At 61.3% G+C, this 15,931-nt stretch carries 15 protein-coding genes and 1 pseudogene; 2 read left to right on the top strand and 14 right to left on the bottom strand.

All coding sequences use genetic code 11. From position 1 onward, the window contains the following. The 7 genes from EPN51_RS20395 to EPN51_RS20365 are packed head-to-tail and all read right to left on the bottom strand — an operon-like array spanning nt 1 to nt 7,804. The gene (locus tag EPN51_RS20395; RefSeq protein ID WP_293046093.1) at nt 1–1,140 is read right to left on the bottom strand and encodes an MCE family protein; all 1,140 of its coding nucleotides are present in this window, start codon (nt 1,138–1,140) and stop codon (nt 1–3) included. After that, the gene (locus EPN51_RS20390) at nt 1,137–2,507 is read right to left on the bottom strand and encodes an MCE family protein (protein ID WP_293046091.1); all 1,371 of its coding nucleotides are present in this window, start codon (nt 2,505–2,507) and stop codon (nt 1,137–1,139) included. The genes EPN51_RS20395 and EPN51_RS20390 overlap by 4 nt, the downstream gene beginning before the upstream one ends. Further along, a complete protein-coding gene (locus EPN51_RS20385) occupies nt 2,504–3,850 on the bottom strand; it encodes an MCE family protein (protein ID WP_293046088.1) in 1,347 nt (448 codons plus the stop codon). The genes EPN51_RS20390 and EPN51_RS20385 overlap by 4 nt, the downstream gene beginning before the upstream one ends. Continuing rightward, on the bottom strand, nt 3,847–4,875 hold the full coding sequence (locus EPN51_RS20380) for a virulence factor Mce family protein (protein WP_293046086.1): 1,029 nt from the start codon (nt 4,873–4,875) through the stop codon (nt 3,847–3,849). The genes EPN51_RS20385 and EPN51_RS20380 overlap by 4 nt, the downstream gene beginning before the upstream one ends. A gap of 25 nt (nt 4,876–4,900) precedes the next feature. Continuing rightward, on the bottom strand, nt 4,901–6,238 hold the full coding sequence (locus EPN51_RS20375) for an MCE family protein (RefSeq protein ID WP_293046083.1): 1,338 nt from the start codon (nt 6,236–6,238) through the stop codon (nt 4,901–4,903). Nucleotides 6,239–6,242: 4 nt separating this feature from the next. Further along, on the bottom strand, nt 6,243–7,052 hold the full coding sequence (locus tag EPN51_RS20370) for an ABC transporter permease (protein WP_293046377.1): 810 nt from the start codon (nt 7,050–7,052) through the stop codon (nt 6,243–6,245). Between the two features lie 38 nt (nt 7,053–7,090). Further along, nucleotides 7,091–7,804, bottom strand: a complete 714-nt coding sequence (locus EPN51_RS20365) for an ABC transporter permease (protein ID WP_293046374.1) — start codon at nt 7,802–7,804, stop codon at nt 7,091–7,093. 369 nt (nt 7,805–8,173) lie between these two features. Here EPN51_RS20365 and EPN51_RS20360 point away from each other — a divergent pair, with 369 nt between their 5' ends. Continuing rightward, complete coding sequence (locus EPN51_RS20360) at nt 8,174–8,872, top strand: TetR/AcrR family transcriptional regulator (protein WP_293046081.1); 699 nt, start codon at nt 8,174–8,176, stop codon at nt 8,870–8,872. A 478-nt stretch (nt 8,873–9,350) separates the two neighbouring features. On the opposite strand, the gene EPN51_RS20355 is transcribed toward EPN51_RS20360, so the two are convergent. Continuing rightward, nucleotides 9,351–10,004: a TetR/AcrR family transcriptional regulator gene (locus EPN51_RS20355; protein ID WP_293046079.1), complete on the bottom strand. Its 654-nt coding sequence runs from the start codon at nt 10,002–10,004 to the stop codon at nt 9,351–9,353. Between the two features lie 81 nt (nt 10,005–10,085). Between EPN51_RS20355 and EPN51_RS20350 the strand changes: the two genes are divergently transcribed. Further along, complete coding sequence (locus EPN51_RS20350; RefSeq protein ID WP_293046076.1) at nt 10,086–11,255, top strand: cytochrome P450; 1,170 nt, start codon at nt 10,086–10,088, stop codon at nt 11,253–11,255. A 169-nt stretch (nt 11,256–11,424) separates the two neighbouring features. On the opposite strand, the gene EPN51_RS20345 is transcribed toward EPN51_RS20350, so the two are convergent. The 6 genes and pseudogenes from EPN51_RS20345 to EPN51_RS20325 form a co-directional block, all read right to left on the bottom strand. Next, nucleotides 11,425–11,601 (bottom strand): hypothetical protein, encoded by a 177-nt coding sequence (locus EPN51_RS20345; RefSeq protein WP_293046074.1) that lies wholly within the window; start codon nt 11,599–11,601, stop codon nt 11,425–11,427. 28 nt (nt 11,602–11,629) lie between these two features. After that, a pseudogene (locus tag EPN51_RS29065) lies at nt 11,630–12,037 on the bottom strand (LLM class flavin-dependent oxidoreductase); the annotation flags it as partial. A 188-nt stretch (nt 12,038–12,225) separates the two neighbouring features. Continuing rightward, nucleotides 12,226–13,341: a CaiB/BaiF CoA-transferase family protein gene (locus EPN51_RS20340; RefSeq protein ID WP_293046371.1), complete on the bottom strand. Its 1,116-nt coding sequence runs from the start codon at nt 13,339–13,341 to the stop codon at nt 12,226–12,228. A gap of 88 nt (nt 13,342–13,429) precedes the next feature. Further along, entirely contained in the window at nt 13,430–14,215 is a 786-nt protein-coding gene (locus EPN51_RS20335) for a PaaI family thioesterase (protein WP_293046071.1), read from the bottom strand. A 79-nt stretch (nt 14,216–14,294) separates the two neighbouring features. Beyond that, a complete protein-coding gene (locus EPN51_RS20330; protein ID WP_293046368.1) occupies nt 14,295–14,498 on the bottom strand; it encodes a ferredoxin in 204 nt (67 codons plus the stop codon). Between the two features lie 32 nt (nt 14,499–14,530). Then, nucleotides 14,531–15,685, bottom strand: a complete 1,155-nt coding sequence (locus EPN51_RS20325; RefSeq protein WP_293046069.1) for a cytochrome P450 — start codon at nt 15,683–15,685, stop codon at nt 14,531–14,533. Between the last annotated feature and the right edge of the window lie 246 nt (nt 15,686–15,931).

Raw genomic sequence — 15,931 nt, 5'->3', positions numbered from 1 at the left:
TCAGGGCCCCTGATCCCAGCGATAGGGTCTGATCAGCGGATTGCCGGCCGTGTAGGGACTGGGCATCTGCCCGATCGTTCGGCCCCACTGCATTTCGAGTTCAGTGAGGTTGCCTTCCCATCGCGTGCCGGTGAATATGCTCTGGTCGATCCGGCTCAGCGTCAAGTCGACAACGGCGGTCAGGTTGGCGTAGTCACCACGAATCCACTTGTCCAGCGTTTCATTAGGCCACGGGTAGGTGGCAAGCTGGCTCAACGATCGGGTCAGGGCGGGACCGGCATTGGCCAGCGAATCCAGCACCGGGCCGATTTGGCGCAGTTCGGAAACCAAACTCTCCTTGGTCTGGTTACTTGCCTTGGCGACCAACGCGCTGAACTTCCCGAGTTGGTCGACGGCTTCGACCAGTTGTGCGCGCCGATCCTTGAGTACCGCCAGCGCGTCGGGGATGGTCTTCAACGCGCGGTCGACGACGGGTTTGTCGTCGGCGAACTGACCGACCAGGTTGTTGAGTTTGTCGGTGGCCGAGATGATGTCGCCTGACTGGTCATCCAAGTAGGTAACGAACTTATCCAGTTGGTGGATCAGACTTTTGAGGTCTTGCTCGCGTCCGGCGAACGCGGCACTGAGCGTTTGGGTGATTTGCTGAATCTGACCGACACCCCCGCCGTTGAGAAGCAGCGACGCCGCCGAGAGTGTCTGTTCTGTGGTCGGGTACATCCCGGCGGACGACAGCGGGATCATTGACCCCTGGCGCAGTTTGCCGCGCGGCGGTGTGTCGGCGGGGGGAGCCAACTCGACATACACCGATCCCAAAAGACTGGACTGTCCGAGCTTGGCGGTGGCGTTGGCCGGCAGGTCGACATCTCCGGCCAGCCTCAGCGTCAGCAGGGCATGCCAGTTTTGGCGCTCGATCTTGGTGACATTGCCAACGGTGACGTCGCCGACACGGACCCGCGAATTCTGTTGTAGCGTAGTGATATCGGGTAGCTGCACCTGCACGCTGTAGGAGCCGGGCCCTCCCCCGGCGGTTCCCGGCAATGGCAGCGAGTTCAGTCCACGCCACTGGCATCCCGACAGGAGGCTCAGCCCGATGGCGGCCAACGCCATCACCGCGCGCGGCCTGTGCAGCAGGCAGGTCATGACCCACCTCCGGGGGGCGTCATCAGGCCGGACAGCCCGGCCGCAGGATCGGTAGGGGTGGCCTGAGCCGGAAGCGGTACCGGACTTGAATCCTGAGGCACCCCAATGGGTGCCGCCACCGGGGGCACCGTGCCCGGTGGTGGGTGGCCTTCATCGGGCAGTGGCCCCTCATAGTGATCCCTGATCTGTCCAGGTTCGGACAACCCGCGCAGCCAGTCCTCGCTGAAGGTGACCTCGTTGGGTCGTGCGATGGGGCCAGCGAAGGGATTGCCACCCAGCGGAAGGAAGTTGTATTGGCGGTTCTTGACGATCGGCGCCAGATACTGCACGCACAGCTTGGCCGACTGCTCGTTGTTCAGCCGGGAGGCCGCTTGAATTGCGCCGCACAGGAAGGCGATCGGGTCGGAGAATTGGTTCACCGCCAAGGCGCCGGTGAAAGCGCCGTAGGCGGGATGATAGATGTTGACGAAGTTTTGGAAGGCCGTCGGGGCGATGTGCAGCGTCTGTTTGATGTCGTCGATGCTCTCGACGAGCGCGTTGCTCACCGATGTCAGCTTGTCCGCGGTGGTGCCCAGCGGCTCACGGTTTTCGCCAATGAAGGACTGAACGTCGACCACAGCTTTGTTGAGATTGTCGGCGGCGTTGGCGATCGCATTGGGATCGTCCGCGAGCAGACCGGTGACCGAGGCGAGGTTTTGATTGAGCTGGCGCATCAGGTCGGTGCTTGACTGCAGCGCCGAGACGAGAACCGCCAAATTTTTTACGGTGCCGAAGATGTCGTTGCTGTGATCGCCCAGCACCGAAAACGCCTGCGAGACTTTGATCAGGGTGTCACGAATGTTGACACCCTGGCCGCGGAGGTTGTCCGCGGCGGTGTTGATGAAATCACCGAGAGTGCTCACGCCGCCGGGCCGGTCCGGTTGCAGCGTCGCGGTCAGTTTATCGAGTTGTTTACGCAAATCATCGAACTCCACTGGCACGGCTGTGCGGTCCTGCGGGATGATGGCACCGCTCTTCATCGCGGGACCCCTGGCATAGACGGGGGTGAGTTGGATCGCGCGCGCCGTCACCAGCGTCGGAGAGACAATTGCCGCTTTGGCGTCGGCGGGAACCTTGTATTCGGCATCGACATAGAAGGTGATCTTGGCCCGCATCGGCTGGGGTTCGATCTTTTCGACCTTGCCGACCGACACACCCAGGATGAACACGTCATCACCGGCATAGATACCGTTGCTGTTGTCGAAATACGCTACAATTCGCGTCTTCGCGCCGGCGCTGGCGTTGAGGACGGCCATGGCGATGCCGCCCACCAACAGCAGCGCAAGCGTGCCGGCGAGTGCGGCTTGCGCCTTACGACGAATGGTCATCGCTGTCCCCCTGAAGATCCGGGGGCCGCCTCGCCGGGCGCCGGAACGAACACAGGCGACGGTGACGGCGAGGGCACGGAGCCAAATCCTGGGGGTGCCGGCGCCGGCGGGCCGGGCGGCGGCCCCCCTGGCGGCGGGGCCGGTGGTGGCTCGCGATATGGATAACACCCCGGACCCGGCAATGGCACGGGACCGCACTGATGATCATTGGGATTGCCGGTAATGGCATCAGGCAGGTTGAGCCGTGGCGGCCCCCCTTGTCCGGTACGCGGATAGGGCATCGGAAGCGGCGGCGTCGCGGGCTGTCCCACCGGAGGCTCGGTGCGCTGAGACGGCAGCAGGACATGGGGGTCCAGTCCCAGGTCTTTGAAGGCCGCATCGACAAACGGCTGCACAAACTGTCCCGGCAGCAGGTTCACTACATAGGCGTTGAAAAACGGTCCCGACGCGACGGATTCGCCCAATGACATCGCGTAGGCATTGAGCAGTTTGACGGATTTTTGGATGCGGTCTTTGCGGTTGTCGAGGATTGTCAGGACACCGTTGATCTTGTCCAGAGCTGGCTTGAGCTGACTACGGTTATCGGCAATCAGGCCGGACAGCTGCTTGCTCAGCGACGAGACGTTGTTGGCGATATGGTCGAGCGCGCTGCTCTGCTCGAGCAGAGAAGCCAACAAGGCGTTGGTATTTGAGATCAAGCCGACTACCTGGTCGCTCCGCTGGGCCAATACCGTGGTCGCCTTGTTGGCGTTGGTCAGCAGATTGCGCAGCTGCTCGTCGCGGTTGTCAAGAGTCTGCGACAAGCGGGACACACCTTCGACCGCAACCCGCAGATCCGGAGGGGTGTCCTTGAAGGTCTGCGCGAGGGTGGCGAGCGATTTGGACACTTGACCCGTATCGAGGCCGCTGATGGTCTTCGTGAGATCCCCTAGGGCATCTGATAATTGGTACGGGGATGTGGTCCGCTCCAGCGGGATGGGCTCGGATAGTCGGCCTGTGCCGCGCGGACTCACTTGGACAATCTTGGTTCCCAGTAACGTGTTGGTTCTGATGGCGGCCTCGGTGCGGTCACCCAGGCGGATGTTGTCGGTGATCTTGAAAGTCACCCGGACTCTTTGCCCGTCGAGTTTGATGCTGGCGACCTTTCCCACGCGGTACCCGGACACCTGAACGTCGGCGTTACCTTTGAGCCCGCCGGCCTCGGTGAAGTACGCGGTGTACGTGGTTCCGCTGGAGATGAACGGCAGCTTGTCGTAGAACAGCGCGGCGAGCACAATTCCAGCCGTAGCGCCCAACCCGATGGCGCCGATGATGAGCGGATTGCGTTCGGAGAAGGTTTTCACTTCGGCGTGCACCTACCCGAGGCCTGGCCGGCCACCTTCACATACATTGGCTGGCCGCCCTTGCCGTTGAGTTTGAGGATCGCGTCGCACAGGTAGAAGCTGAAGAAGTCGCCTTGTAGGCCTTGCCGTGCCAGGATCGCGTATTTCTCAGGCAATTTGTCGAGCAGATTGTCGACGTAGTCGTGGTCGGCGAGGATCTGTCCGGACGTGCGGTCGGCCTGGTGAACGGTGTTCTGCAACGGAGGGCGTGCCTGGGTGAGCAAGTCGGCAACCGAACCCGCGGCGGCGTTGAGGTAGGCGACCCCGTTGCTGACGTCCGTGCGGCGATCAGAAAGACCCTTCACGAGCTCTGACACGGATTGCACGGCCTTGTCGAATTGTTTGGTCTGGCCACCCAGAGAATCCAGCAACGTGTTGAGGTTGGTGATGACCTGGCCGATCAGCTGGTCACGGTCCGCCAAAGTATTTGCCACCGAGGCGGTTTGAGTCAAAAAGGAGCCGATCGTGGCGCCTTCGCCCTGGAACGCCACGATCAGTTGTCCCGTCAATGCGTTGACCTTGTCGGGGTCCAAAGCGCGCAGCAAGGGACGGAAGCCGCCGATCAGGGCTTCCAAATCCAGTGCGGGTTGCGTTCTTTCGAGGGGGATGGTTTGACCGGGATGAAGTATCTGAACGGAGCCGGTTCCTTCGTCGAGAGCCATATACCGATCGCCGATGAGGTTCTCGTAACGGACAGCCGCCCTGCTGCCCTGCGTCAACACCACCGAGTCGTCGGCGGAAAACTGCACAGTCACAGTCGCGTCGTCGTTGACGTCGATCTTCTTCACTTTGCCGACCTCAACACCGGCGATGCGTACGAAATTGCCGTCACGAAGGCCGCTGACGTCGGCGAAGATCGCGCTATAGGTCTTCTCTGATTGAAACCTGAGCTGTCCGAACACCGCGATGATCGCGACGATGCCCAGCACGCACACCATCATGAAGAGGCTGAGGCGCCATAGGATTCCGGAGAGGCTTTCTCTCATCGCGAGTTCCTTTGGTCGAAGATCATCATGGGCCCGGCGGAGCTGGTGCGGCTTCGGGGACTGGCCCGGGCGGCGGCCCCCCGGGGGGTGGGGGCAGCGGCAGCGGTCCGGGCGCCGGAACGGCCAGGCCCGGCGATGGCGGGCCTACGCAGCGGTAGCTCGGAGTCTGAGGGGTGCCCCTGGTCACTTGGAAGTATTGGGAATAGCAGGGATGGCCCAGGCCGATGTTGGGCCGTATGTCCATGCCGGTCCCCCAGCCGGTGTTCGTCACCAAGTAGCGAACCGGATAGTTTTTCGCCGCGTCGGGTAGCGAGCCGCAACCCGGCTTACCACCTGGCCCGCCCTTGGCCGCGACGATGGGCAGGTTGTCTGGATATACATAGGGGTCTTCGCCGAACATCAACGCGGTGTCGGTGATCAGGCTGTACCCGTTTCCGCCGCCGGTGGCGTAGTAGCCGATCGTGTCCAGGAAATGCTTGGTCCCCGTCAGCAAGCAGGTGTATTCCGGGTTGTACTTCATCAGCAGGTTGGTGGTTGGCTCGAGAATGTTGATCGCGCGGATCAGGTTGTCTTCATTGGGACCAATGGTGTTGATTCCTTCGTGGGCGAGCCCGATTGCGTTGAGTAGCAGTGAGTCCAACGACTTCGCGTGATCGTTGATCGTGGCGCTGGTGACGCTGGCCGCATCAAGGGTGCTGAGGATGTTCTGCGCCGCGGCGCCGTACGTGTCGCTGAAATTCCCGAGCGCACGCCAGTCTTGCCTGATGGTCTCGCTTCTAGGGTTCACAGCCATAAGAACCTGGTTGGCGCCGGTGATAGCTTCACCAATGCGATCGCCCTGGCCGCGCAGACCGTCCGCGAGCGTGGTCAGCACTGCGTTGAGTTTCGACGGGTCAATCTGGTGGAGCAGATTGACCAGGTTCTGCAAGACGGTGTTCACCTCCACGGTGACGTTACGTGAGTGCAGCACTGCTCCGGCTGAAAGCCTTCGGGGACTTGGGTTTTTGGGATAGACCAGCTCCACGAACTTGTTGCCGAACGCGCTGGTGGCCTTGATCTGGGCGTCGACGTTGGCCGGGATGTATTTGATCTGGCCGGTGTCGATGTTCAGGTGCAGGCTGACCGGTTCCTTGCCCCCGGAGATCGCCGCGACATGTCCGACGTCGACGCCGCGTAATTTGACTTTCGCGCCGGCTTCCATCATGAGACCGGCTCGATCCGACGTAAGTGTCACCGGCACATAGGAATTGAAGGACCGGTTAAACAGAAGCATGGACAGCACGACCATGCCGACGGTCCCGATGATGAGAGCTCCAGTCCACCATGCCGGATGCAGGCGACTTTCTCCAGGTCTGCGCGTCACGCCGTCACTCCGCGAGGTGAAAGTTGCCGGTGTGGCCGTAAATTGCCAACGACGCGAACAAGATCACGAATACCGCAATGACCAGTGACGCCCGCACCGCACGTCCCACGGCCTCGCCCACACCCGCGGGTCCGCCCGATGCCGTGTAACCGTAGTAGGTGTGCACCAGCATCACCACGACGCCGGAGATGATCACCAGCAGCACCGACCACAGCATGTCGGTCGGATTCAGGAACGTGCGGAAATAGTGTTTGTAGACACCCGCCGACTGACCGTACATGCCGACAACTACTTGCGAAGCCATAAAAGAGGTGAGCAACGCGACGCAATACAGCGGTACCACCACGATGACACCGGCGACAACCCTCGTAGAGGCGAGGAACGACACCGATCGGACCCCGATGACTTCTAGGGCATCGATCTCCTCGTTGATGCGCATGGCACCCAGCTGAGCGGTGGCACCCGCTCCGATGGTGGCCGCCAACCCGACGGTGGCGATCAACGGAGCGGCAAGGCGAACGTTGATGAATGCGGCGACAAACCCGACTAGTGCGTCCACGCCGATGTTGGCCAGAGCGTTATAACCCTGGACCGCGACAAGAGCACCGGCGGACAGCGTGAGAAAGCCAACGATGACCGTCGTGCCGCCGATGAGTATCAAAGCGCCTGCACCCAAGGCCATCTGGGCGATCTGACGCAGTAGTTCGACAGGGTAGGCGACTACAGCATCACCAATGCTGCGCAGGGTGAATATGTAGAACTGGGTTTGCCGCCCGATGCGGTTCCAGCCCGATGCGAGCCCCGATCCCAGCATGGCGGTGCGGCCAAACAGGGTGCTCGGTACGGTTGCACTCACTTCGGACTCACCTTCACGCCCACCGCGGTCGCGACCACGTCTATGGCGAACAAAGCCATAAATGTATAGACCACAGTCTCATTCACTGAGTTGCCCACGCCGGCGGGCCCACCGCCCACCGTGGTGCCCTTGTAACAGGCGATCAGGCTGGCGGACAGACCAAACAGGGCGGCCTTCATCATCGCGATGATGACGTCCGCCAACCCGACGATCAGTGTCAGTCCACCCACCCACGCGCCCGGTGTGACGTGCTGGATGAAGACCGAAAATCCGAATGAGCCAACCAAGCCCACCATCGTGACCAACGCGGAGAGCATCAGGGCGACAAGGGTTCCCGCCAGTACGCGCGGCACTACGAGGGCCTGGATGGGATCGATGCCCATGACCCGCATCGCGTCGAGCTCCTCGCGGATGGTGCGCGCTCCCAGGTCGGCGCACATGGCGGTCGCTCCGGCCCCGGCGACGACCAGCACGGTCACGATCGGACCGATCTGGTTCACCGTGCCTAACGCCGCGCCGCTTCCCGAATAGTCGGCCGCCCCGATCTCGACGAGCAACACATTGAGGATGAACACCACCAGCGTGGTGAACGGTATCGACAGCAGGACTGTCGGCAGCAGCGATACGCGCGCCACGAACCAGGTCTGGGTGAGGAACTCGCGCAGCGCGAAGGGCGGCCGAAAGATCGCTACGAACGTGTCCAGCGACATCGCAAAGAAGCCACCGACGCCCCGGAGTGGCTTGGCTGCGCCTTCGATGCCCTTAGAGAGAGTTCCGGCGGAGATCAAAACGCGCCTCCACCGGACGGACCTGGACACTGCATTGCCAACTAACCCTCCGCAATCCCCGATTTCCTAGGTCTCCGTTAATACTGTGATCGAAGCACCCCCGGCTGCGGTGAACCCTACACCACAAAAAACTTGTCGAGCAACAGTCGATGCAATTGGTTTTTCAATACAGGTTGGTACTCTCACGCCAAACCAGCGCCTTTGCTGAGGCCTCGCGCGCGACATCTGATACGAACACCCCGGGAAACCAATCCTCGTGCGGCACGGTGTGACTGTGACACACTGCGACACGTGGCGCGTCGTCGTTCGTCCGGCTCTTTTCCCAGTTACGAGGCGGTACCAACGCGCGAGCGGATGGAGACGACGCACCGCGAGATAGTCGCGGCAGCAATCCATACCTTCCGAGTCCAAGGTTATACGGCGACCAAGATGTCGGCTATTGCTGCCATTGCGGGTGTATCACCTCGGACGCTTTATCGGTATTTCGGAAGCAAGAGCGAGTTATTTGCAGCAACTGTCGAGGAATCGATCAAAAAATTTTTGCAGCAACTCTCCGAATTGATTCAATGTTTGCCACTGCGAGACGCAATCATAACTGCCATCAAAGACGCCGATATTGAATTAAATGGAGAAAGTCGCGAAATGATGCGACTGGCCGCGACGGACGAAAAAGTGTGGCGATATTTCCTGGGGGCATCGCATCGGGTACAGACCACGCTGGCCTCCGCGCTTCGCGCCACAACCGCGACTGAGTACGCGACAGAACCCTCCGCCGACGACCTGCTGCTCTGGGACGTGCGGGCCAGCGCCCTGATTGGCGCGATTACCGTTGCGTACCGACGATGGGCCACCGTCCCCGATTCCGAACTGTCGGCCCTCATCGCTACCGCAGTGGACGAAGTGCTCCCTGTAGTCGCATCCGCACACCGGCACTCGACGCCGACCAATGCATTCCCATTGCACTTCGATTCAGGAATACAATTGCACTAATTACGGTCTAGGGAACGTGCGTATCCGAAGACGCTAAGAAAATCACGCGTCAGGTGTCCGCCGGCCCGCGAGCAACATCCGATTACCTAACCTATACGTCTATACAATTTATCGGATTCCTCGCTTCCGGGCGGTCAGAGATCCGTCGAGCTAACAGTGATGGGCCTTTGCGAAACTGCCCAACTGAGCCTCGCGACGTTCTTGACTGTCGTGCGGATCATCGCTTCGCGGGCTCGCTTCCCCTGGGCCGGTGGCGAATCGGGCGGCACCGCATGGGACACGTGTACAACGGGTTGTCGCGATTGACGTTCCATATCCCAGCGCCCGGTCCCCGAATCCGGGGGGTGGAGACACCCCTCACGCAAATGCGGTTTTCGCCGCCGCACCGGGTACTTCCCCGGCTTTGGGGCTGGGGATCGTTGCGATCGGAACTGGGAAAGCGCCCCGCAGGGCCACATGCGTGACAGTCAGCTCGATTTCACGGCGACGATGCTGGCCGGCTCCACTGCTGCATCTCTGCAACCAGCTCCTGCAGATCGATCGATGACGGAGGGACACGCCGTGGTTGTTGAAAGGTCCTGGCGAGAAGGGCGCCCACGAACCCGCGTATCAGCCAGGCGACATCGCCACCGCGAACCTGTCCTGAATCCTGCGCCGCTTTAAACGCCTTGCCGAGTGCTCGCGACATCGGCTCTTCCACGTGTCGCCGGAGTATGTCGTAGACCTGTGGATGCTCGGGGGCGTCGGCAGTGACACGCAGCTGCAGGTCGAGCGCTCCAGATCTCAGGCCGGCGATGAAAAGCTCGCCGAGTTCAGTGAGGTCGGTAGCCAAATCGCCCGTGGGTTCAAACTGCAGCTCATCGATGGCCCCCAGGGCGTCATGCAGGAGGCCCTCAGCGGCTGGCCAGCGGCCGATGATTGCCTTGCGCGTCACCTGCGCCCGGCGCGCAACCTGCCGGATGCTGAAACCGTCGACGCCTACCGCAGCAAGTTCTTGGCGCGCGGCATCCAGGATGCGCGCAGTTAGGGCCTGATCGCGAGGCCTGCCTACGCGGTTGGGCTGCCGGGGTTTCGAAGTCGTCACGGCCGCAGCATCGCACCCCTTGACGGAACCGCACAACGGCGCAATCATTAGGGCACCACCCTGGATCCTTAATATAGGAGTATCACCGTGCCCGGCTGCCCGATCTACGACCCCCTGGGACCCCAAGTCATGAAGAACCCCTTCCCTGCCTATGCCGCCATGCGGGCACAGTGTCCAGTGCACCGATTCGATGGCCACGAGCCACCCTTCTACACCGCGTTCAAACACGCCGACGTGGTGGAGATCGCGATGAACCGCGACGATTGGACCGCGCGCTATGGCATCTCACCGCAGTTCCAACGCGGCGTCGGTTTCAACAACGATGGTCCCGAACATTTGAAGTTCCGGCGCGCCGTGCTCTCCGGGCTTACACCGCGCAGCATCGCTGCGCTCGAGCCTGAAATCACCGCGCAAGTCGACGATCTCGTCAACGGCATGCGCCAGCACGGCCCCGGTGACTTTCATGACCTGTTCGCCGCCCCCCTGCCGGTGGCTGTGATTGCCAGGCTGTTGGGAGTCAGCGGCGATCACGATCGGTTCAAGGAACTGTCCGACACGCTCATGGCAGAGGGCATGAACAACACCGACGTCAGCGAATTCCATCGCATCGTCGATGAACTCAACCAGTACTGGGATGAGCAACTCGCGCCGCGCCGCGCCGCACTCGAATCGGTCGCGGAGCCAGGACCCAAATATCTGGGAATACTGATACCCGACGATCTGATGTCGACCCTCCTAGTGTTCCGTACCGAAGATGGCCGGCCACTGACCGATCTGGAGATCTCGAACTCCCTGATGAACCTGCTGCTCGCAGGAAACGAGACCACCACTTCACTTCTGACAAACCTGATCTGGCGACTGCTGGAACAACCCCACCTCTGGGCTGCGCTAGTCGTAGATCGTTCGCTTGTCGACCGCGCGATCGAAGAAAGCCTCCGCTTCGACGCTCCCGTGCTGGGCATGTTCCGAACCAGCCTGCATGACGTCGAACTCAGCGGCGTCGCGATCCCGGCGAAGTCCAAGATTCACGTCAATTACGGTTCAGCGAACCGGGATCCGGACGTATTTACCGAGCCAGACGAATTTCGGCTTGACCGCTCTCCCGAGGAACTACGCCGTCACGTCGCGTTCGGCCGTGGGGCACACGTGTGCCCCGGCGCCCAACTTTCACGGCTTGAGGCACACATCGCCGTCAACGCGCTGCTCGACAGCTTCCCGACTCTGCGACTCGATGGTCCCACCACACGGATTGCACCGTTCAATTTCTGGGGCCGACGCACCCTGCCAGTGGCATGGTGAAGCTTAGTGGCTATTCCCCGATCACCCGCCGCGGCGCCAAAAGCCTTGGGGTTACTTCTGTGAGCACCCGTGTGCACAGCAGGCGAGAACCGGGTGACCAACCCCAGTGTCAACGTATACGTGTAAGCGCGTGGTTACCGTATCCGGTCGCCCACCGCCGCGATCTTGTTCAGCACCGCATTGAATCGACGTGGAAGCTTCCCGCCTGACCGTCACCGATGAAACTGAGCGCTCGCTGCCGCGCCGCCGACGCATCATCGTCGACCCTGACATACACGAAACACATCCATTCGAACGCGGCCCAATCCCGTCCCGCACTGGCGGCCTCGAAGGCGATGACGTTCACCGACTCTGCATATCTCCGGGGAGAGACCAGAAGGGCATCCCCCGTCGCCACGACGAGCAGCGCGGCACGTCGCCGGGCGTTTACGTCCGGCCACGACGATCGGCGGACCTCCACATCGTATTGGCGGTGGGCCGACGGTGGCGTCGAGCGCAGGCCAGTAACGACTTTCGTGGTTGCCGCGCCTGTCCATCCACAACGCGCGCATGAGGTCGATTGCCTCGTCGGTCCGCGGTCCCCGGTCGTGCAATGAGACACCGCAGCCAGTCAACTCCAGCGGATACTCCCCTCCTACACCGATGCCAACGGCGATGCGGCCACCTCTGCTGCGGTCCAACTCCGCCAACTGCTTAGAGAGAATCGCCGGATCGTAGAGCGGTAATAGCAGCACCACCGGACCTACCAACACCCTTTCGCTCAGTGCGGCCAAGCGTGCCATCGTTTGTCAGCGCCTCGGGACCCGCATTCCGATTAGCACATGGCCGGCAGCCCGCAGTGGGCCGGCGCCGTGTTCCTCGGTCGAGGCGATCTCGCTGTTGATAAGCGGGCGATCCGGTCGTGCAGCCGCCAACAGCCGACCTTCACCGCATGCCCGCGGCCCTCGCAAAGACAACCACCGCCTCACGGTCAGACGGCGGCAGACGCATCCGGGACTCCCCAACTCGAGAGCAACTCTTCGACAGACGCTCTGCTGTCGACAGGGGGACCCGGTGTCGGCGGCGGGGTTCGTTCGAACCGCGGCGCCGGCGCCGGCTGCACAAGGCCGGCCACCTCGATGAAGGATTTCCGTGAGCGATGATGGGGATGATTGTGCGCTTCCCATGGGCTAAGCACCGGCGTCACGCATGCGTCGGAGTCGGCGAAGAAACGAGCCCACTCGTCACGTGAGCGTTGTTTGAACCTCTCACCGAGTGCCTGGCGCAGCATCGGCCATCCGGCGCGATCCATCTGCGCCGGAACGGCCGCATGGTCGATATCCAGCTTTTCGAGCAACTCACGAGAGAGCTGGGGCTCAAAGCATCCGACTGCGATGTAGGCGCCGTCAGCACACTGGTAGGAGTCATAAAACGGAGCCGCACCGTCAACCACGTTGTGGCCGCGGGGCCCGTTCCACAAGCCGGCGGCGTGCATGCCGTGCATGAATGCGGTGTAGAGCGCAGCGCCATCCACCATTGCCGCGTCGACGACCTGGCCGTGGCCTGAGGTGTGCCGTTCGTGCAACGCTGCCAAAATACCTAGTGCCAACAACATTCCGCCACCCGCGACATCACCCAGAAGGTTGCCTGGTGGTACCGGCGATTGACCAGGACGGCCGATCAGATCTAAAGCACCGGCGACCGCGATGTAATTGATGTCGTGGCCGGCAATGTGGGCCAGGGGGCCCTGCTGGCCCCAGCCGGTCATTCTGCCGTAGATGATCCCAGGATTACGGGATTGAACGTCGGCCGGTCCGATCCCGAATCGCTCTGCCACACCTGGCCGAAAGCCCTCCACGAAGACGTCGGCGTGCTCAGCGATCGCAAGCAACCTCTCCTTGCCCTCAACAGCTTTGATGTCGAGGCTCAGAACGTACTTACCACGATCCAGCGGTCCGGGTGGTGGTTGAAGGGTGGGCCCGGCCCGTTTGGGACGGTCGATCCGGACCACCTGTGCTCCCAAATCCGCCAATACCATGCAGCCGAATGGCACCGGTGCCAAATTGGTGACTTCGATGACCCTCAGTCCTGCCAGTGGCCCCAAGATTCCTCCTACGACTCCCTGGATGTGCGATCTGCCGCTCGGCCGGAGGCGCCCAAAAGCTCGTATAATGAAATCGATTCTGCCCCTACATCTATCGATATTCGGTGAACTGTGCTGTGACCACTATCTTGCCGTTTGATGCGATTGCTTGCGCTTCGGCGACGGCGACTGTTGAACCCGCATGCACGACGGATCCCCGGTAACATGAATCGGCATCGGCGATGAATGGCCGCAGGAAATTGACGTGCAGAGACCCTGAACGAAACCCGCCACCAGAGGTCTCACCCCAGATAGCAGCGCTGGCAACTAGTTCGGCAGCCGTGGCCGACACCCCTCCGTGCACCGTCCCCTTTGCATTGAAGACCATCGGATCGGGCAATTGCTTTAGTGTATAGCGCGATATCGCGTCCGGCGAGGGCGTGACTGCCATGAGCTCGGCGAGCGACGTGCATGATGTCTTCACCAATGTCTCGGATGGGCGGTGGGTAGTGGCCACGTGCCCCGAGATGTACACCGACCGTACAGTTGCCACCCCAATTAGTTTGGGGCCGAACATCAGTGTGCACTCGGCTAGTGCACTGCCAGGGGTTGCGCTCAATATTCGGGCATTTGCGAGCACGTACTCGTCGAGACCGCATTCGACAAGCGATTCAGCACCCGCAACGAACTGCATGCTCAGCTCCGACGTGACCCGCCAACGTCTGCCACGACACGCGTACGTGGCGGTACTGCCAGCATCGTCGACGAGCAGCGCCAGCGGGGCGAGAGTCGGTTCGTTTGTAATCGGATTTCGCAGCCCGCGAATCGGTAGCCGCAGGATCGCCGTGGCATCCCCTTGTTGATAATCGAGCGTCTCGATCCCGAACCTTTCCTCCACGGGATCCGGCGTTTCGACGTCGTGGGCTCTACGGGATCAGGCGCGCACAACGATCCACCAGCCGATCCGGCTCACACCCTCAGGGCTGATCATCGTCCTCGAGGATCAAAGCCTGTTCCGGACAGGCCGAGACCCCGGCACGCGCGATATCGACGTCCTCGGGACGAACGATGTGAGCTTGCAATGTGCTGTAGCCGGCATCGTCGAGCGGGAACATGTCGGGATTTACCGCATAGCACTGGGCATGCCCAACACACCTGTCGGAATCGAGCCGAATCTTCAAAGACATTCTCTCCTTATGCGTCGTGCCGGAGGTTAAGTGCCGGATGAAACTGATTGCGCTGCAAAGGAAATAGGAAGGCGGGTGACCGTGCGGACTGAGACGTTGTCGTACAAGAGCTCCTCCCCAGGCGTGACATGGAAGTCGGGAATGCGCGTGAGCAATTCCTCGGTGGCGATGCGCAATTCCATTCGTGCAAGATGAGAGCCGAGGCACCGGTGTGTGCCACTGGCGAACACGATATGACTTGTCCGTCCGCGGTCGAAATTGACGGTGAGCGGATCGTCGTACGCTGTGGGATCGACATTGGCCGCGGCCCAGATGGCGTGAATTGCTTCGCCTGCTTCGACTACCAGGCCGTCACCGAGGTCGATGTCTTCCTCCGCATAACGCTGTCCGGAGGGAACTGGCGACTCGTAGCGCATGATCTCTTCCACGGCCGTGGGGATCAGCAACGGGTCAGCGACCAACCGGTCACGCTCGCCGGGATGCTGGCCAAGCCAGGCGAAGACGCACGATAACGACGCCGTGACAGTGTCCAGACCTGCGAACATCAGCAGGAACATGATGTTCAGCAGTTCCTGATCGGTCAGTGGTGATCCGTCGACTTCCGACTCCATCAGGACTGCAATCAGGTCGCCCTTGGGCTCGGCATCTTGGCGGCGCTCGGCGATGAAGTCCACGAAGTATTCCAGCAGCTTCGCGCCGGCGATGGTCATGTTGGCGTCCATCTCTTCGATGGTGTCACCCTTGGGATGGACGACGTTGTTCTTGAACTCGAGGAAGAAATCGAGGTCTTCGACCGGCGCGCCGACCAAGTTGAGGAACGTCAGGCAGGGAAGTGGGACACAGAATGCCTCGGTCAGTTCGACCTTACCTTGATCGATGAATGCATCGATGAGCGCGCACGCGCGATCCCGCACCGATGATTCGAGGAAGGCGATCTGTTTCGGAGCGAACAACGGGTCGAGTAGGCGCCGCCATTTCTTGTGCTCCTCGCCGTCAATCTCGAGTGGAATCAGCGGGTTGTCGTTGCCGAAAGTCCCACCCCTGCCGCCGGTGCCGAGTATCGCGGGATGACGGTTGATCTTGATGATGTCCTCGTGCCGGTACAGAGTGACCACACCGTCGGCGCGTTCGGCACGAACGTTTCCGGCTTTGTCACTGAAGAAGGTTTGCGGCGTCGCCATGCTCTTGACACGTTGGGTAACCGGGGCCAGCCGGGCGTCGAATCGTGATGCGGTTTCCATATCTCCCCTGCCTCACCCGTGAGATTTCCGCCACGTATGTGATGCGGCCGCACTGAAACGCGTCCACATGCAGCACTTCTATCAGGCAATTTATCGGTTAAATAATTTAACGTCAAGGCATGATCGTTGATGCACCGGTCACGTGAACGGCAGCACTTACTGGCAGCTAGACAACCGTCGGTGGGC

The sequence above is a fragment of the Mycobacterium sp. genome, assembly GCF_004298145.1.
In the GTDB taxonomy this organism is placed as follows: Bacteria; Actinomycetota; Actinomycetes; order Mycobacteriales; family Mycobacteriaceae; genus Mycobacterium.
Note: the sequence above shows the minus strand (reverse complement) of the source record. Positions and strands in the feature narration are given on the sequence as shown.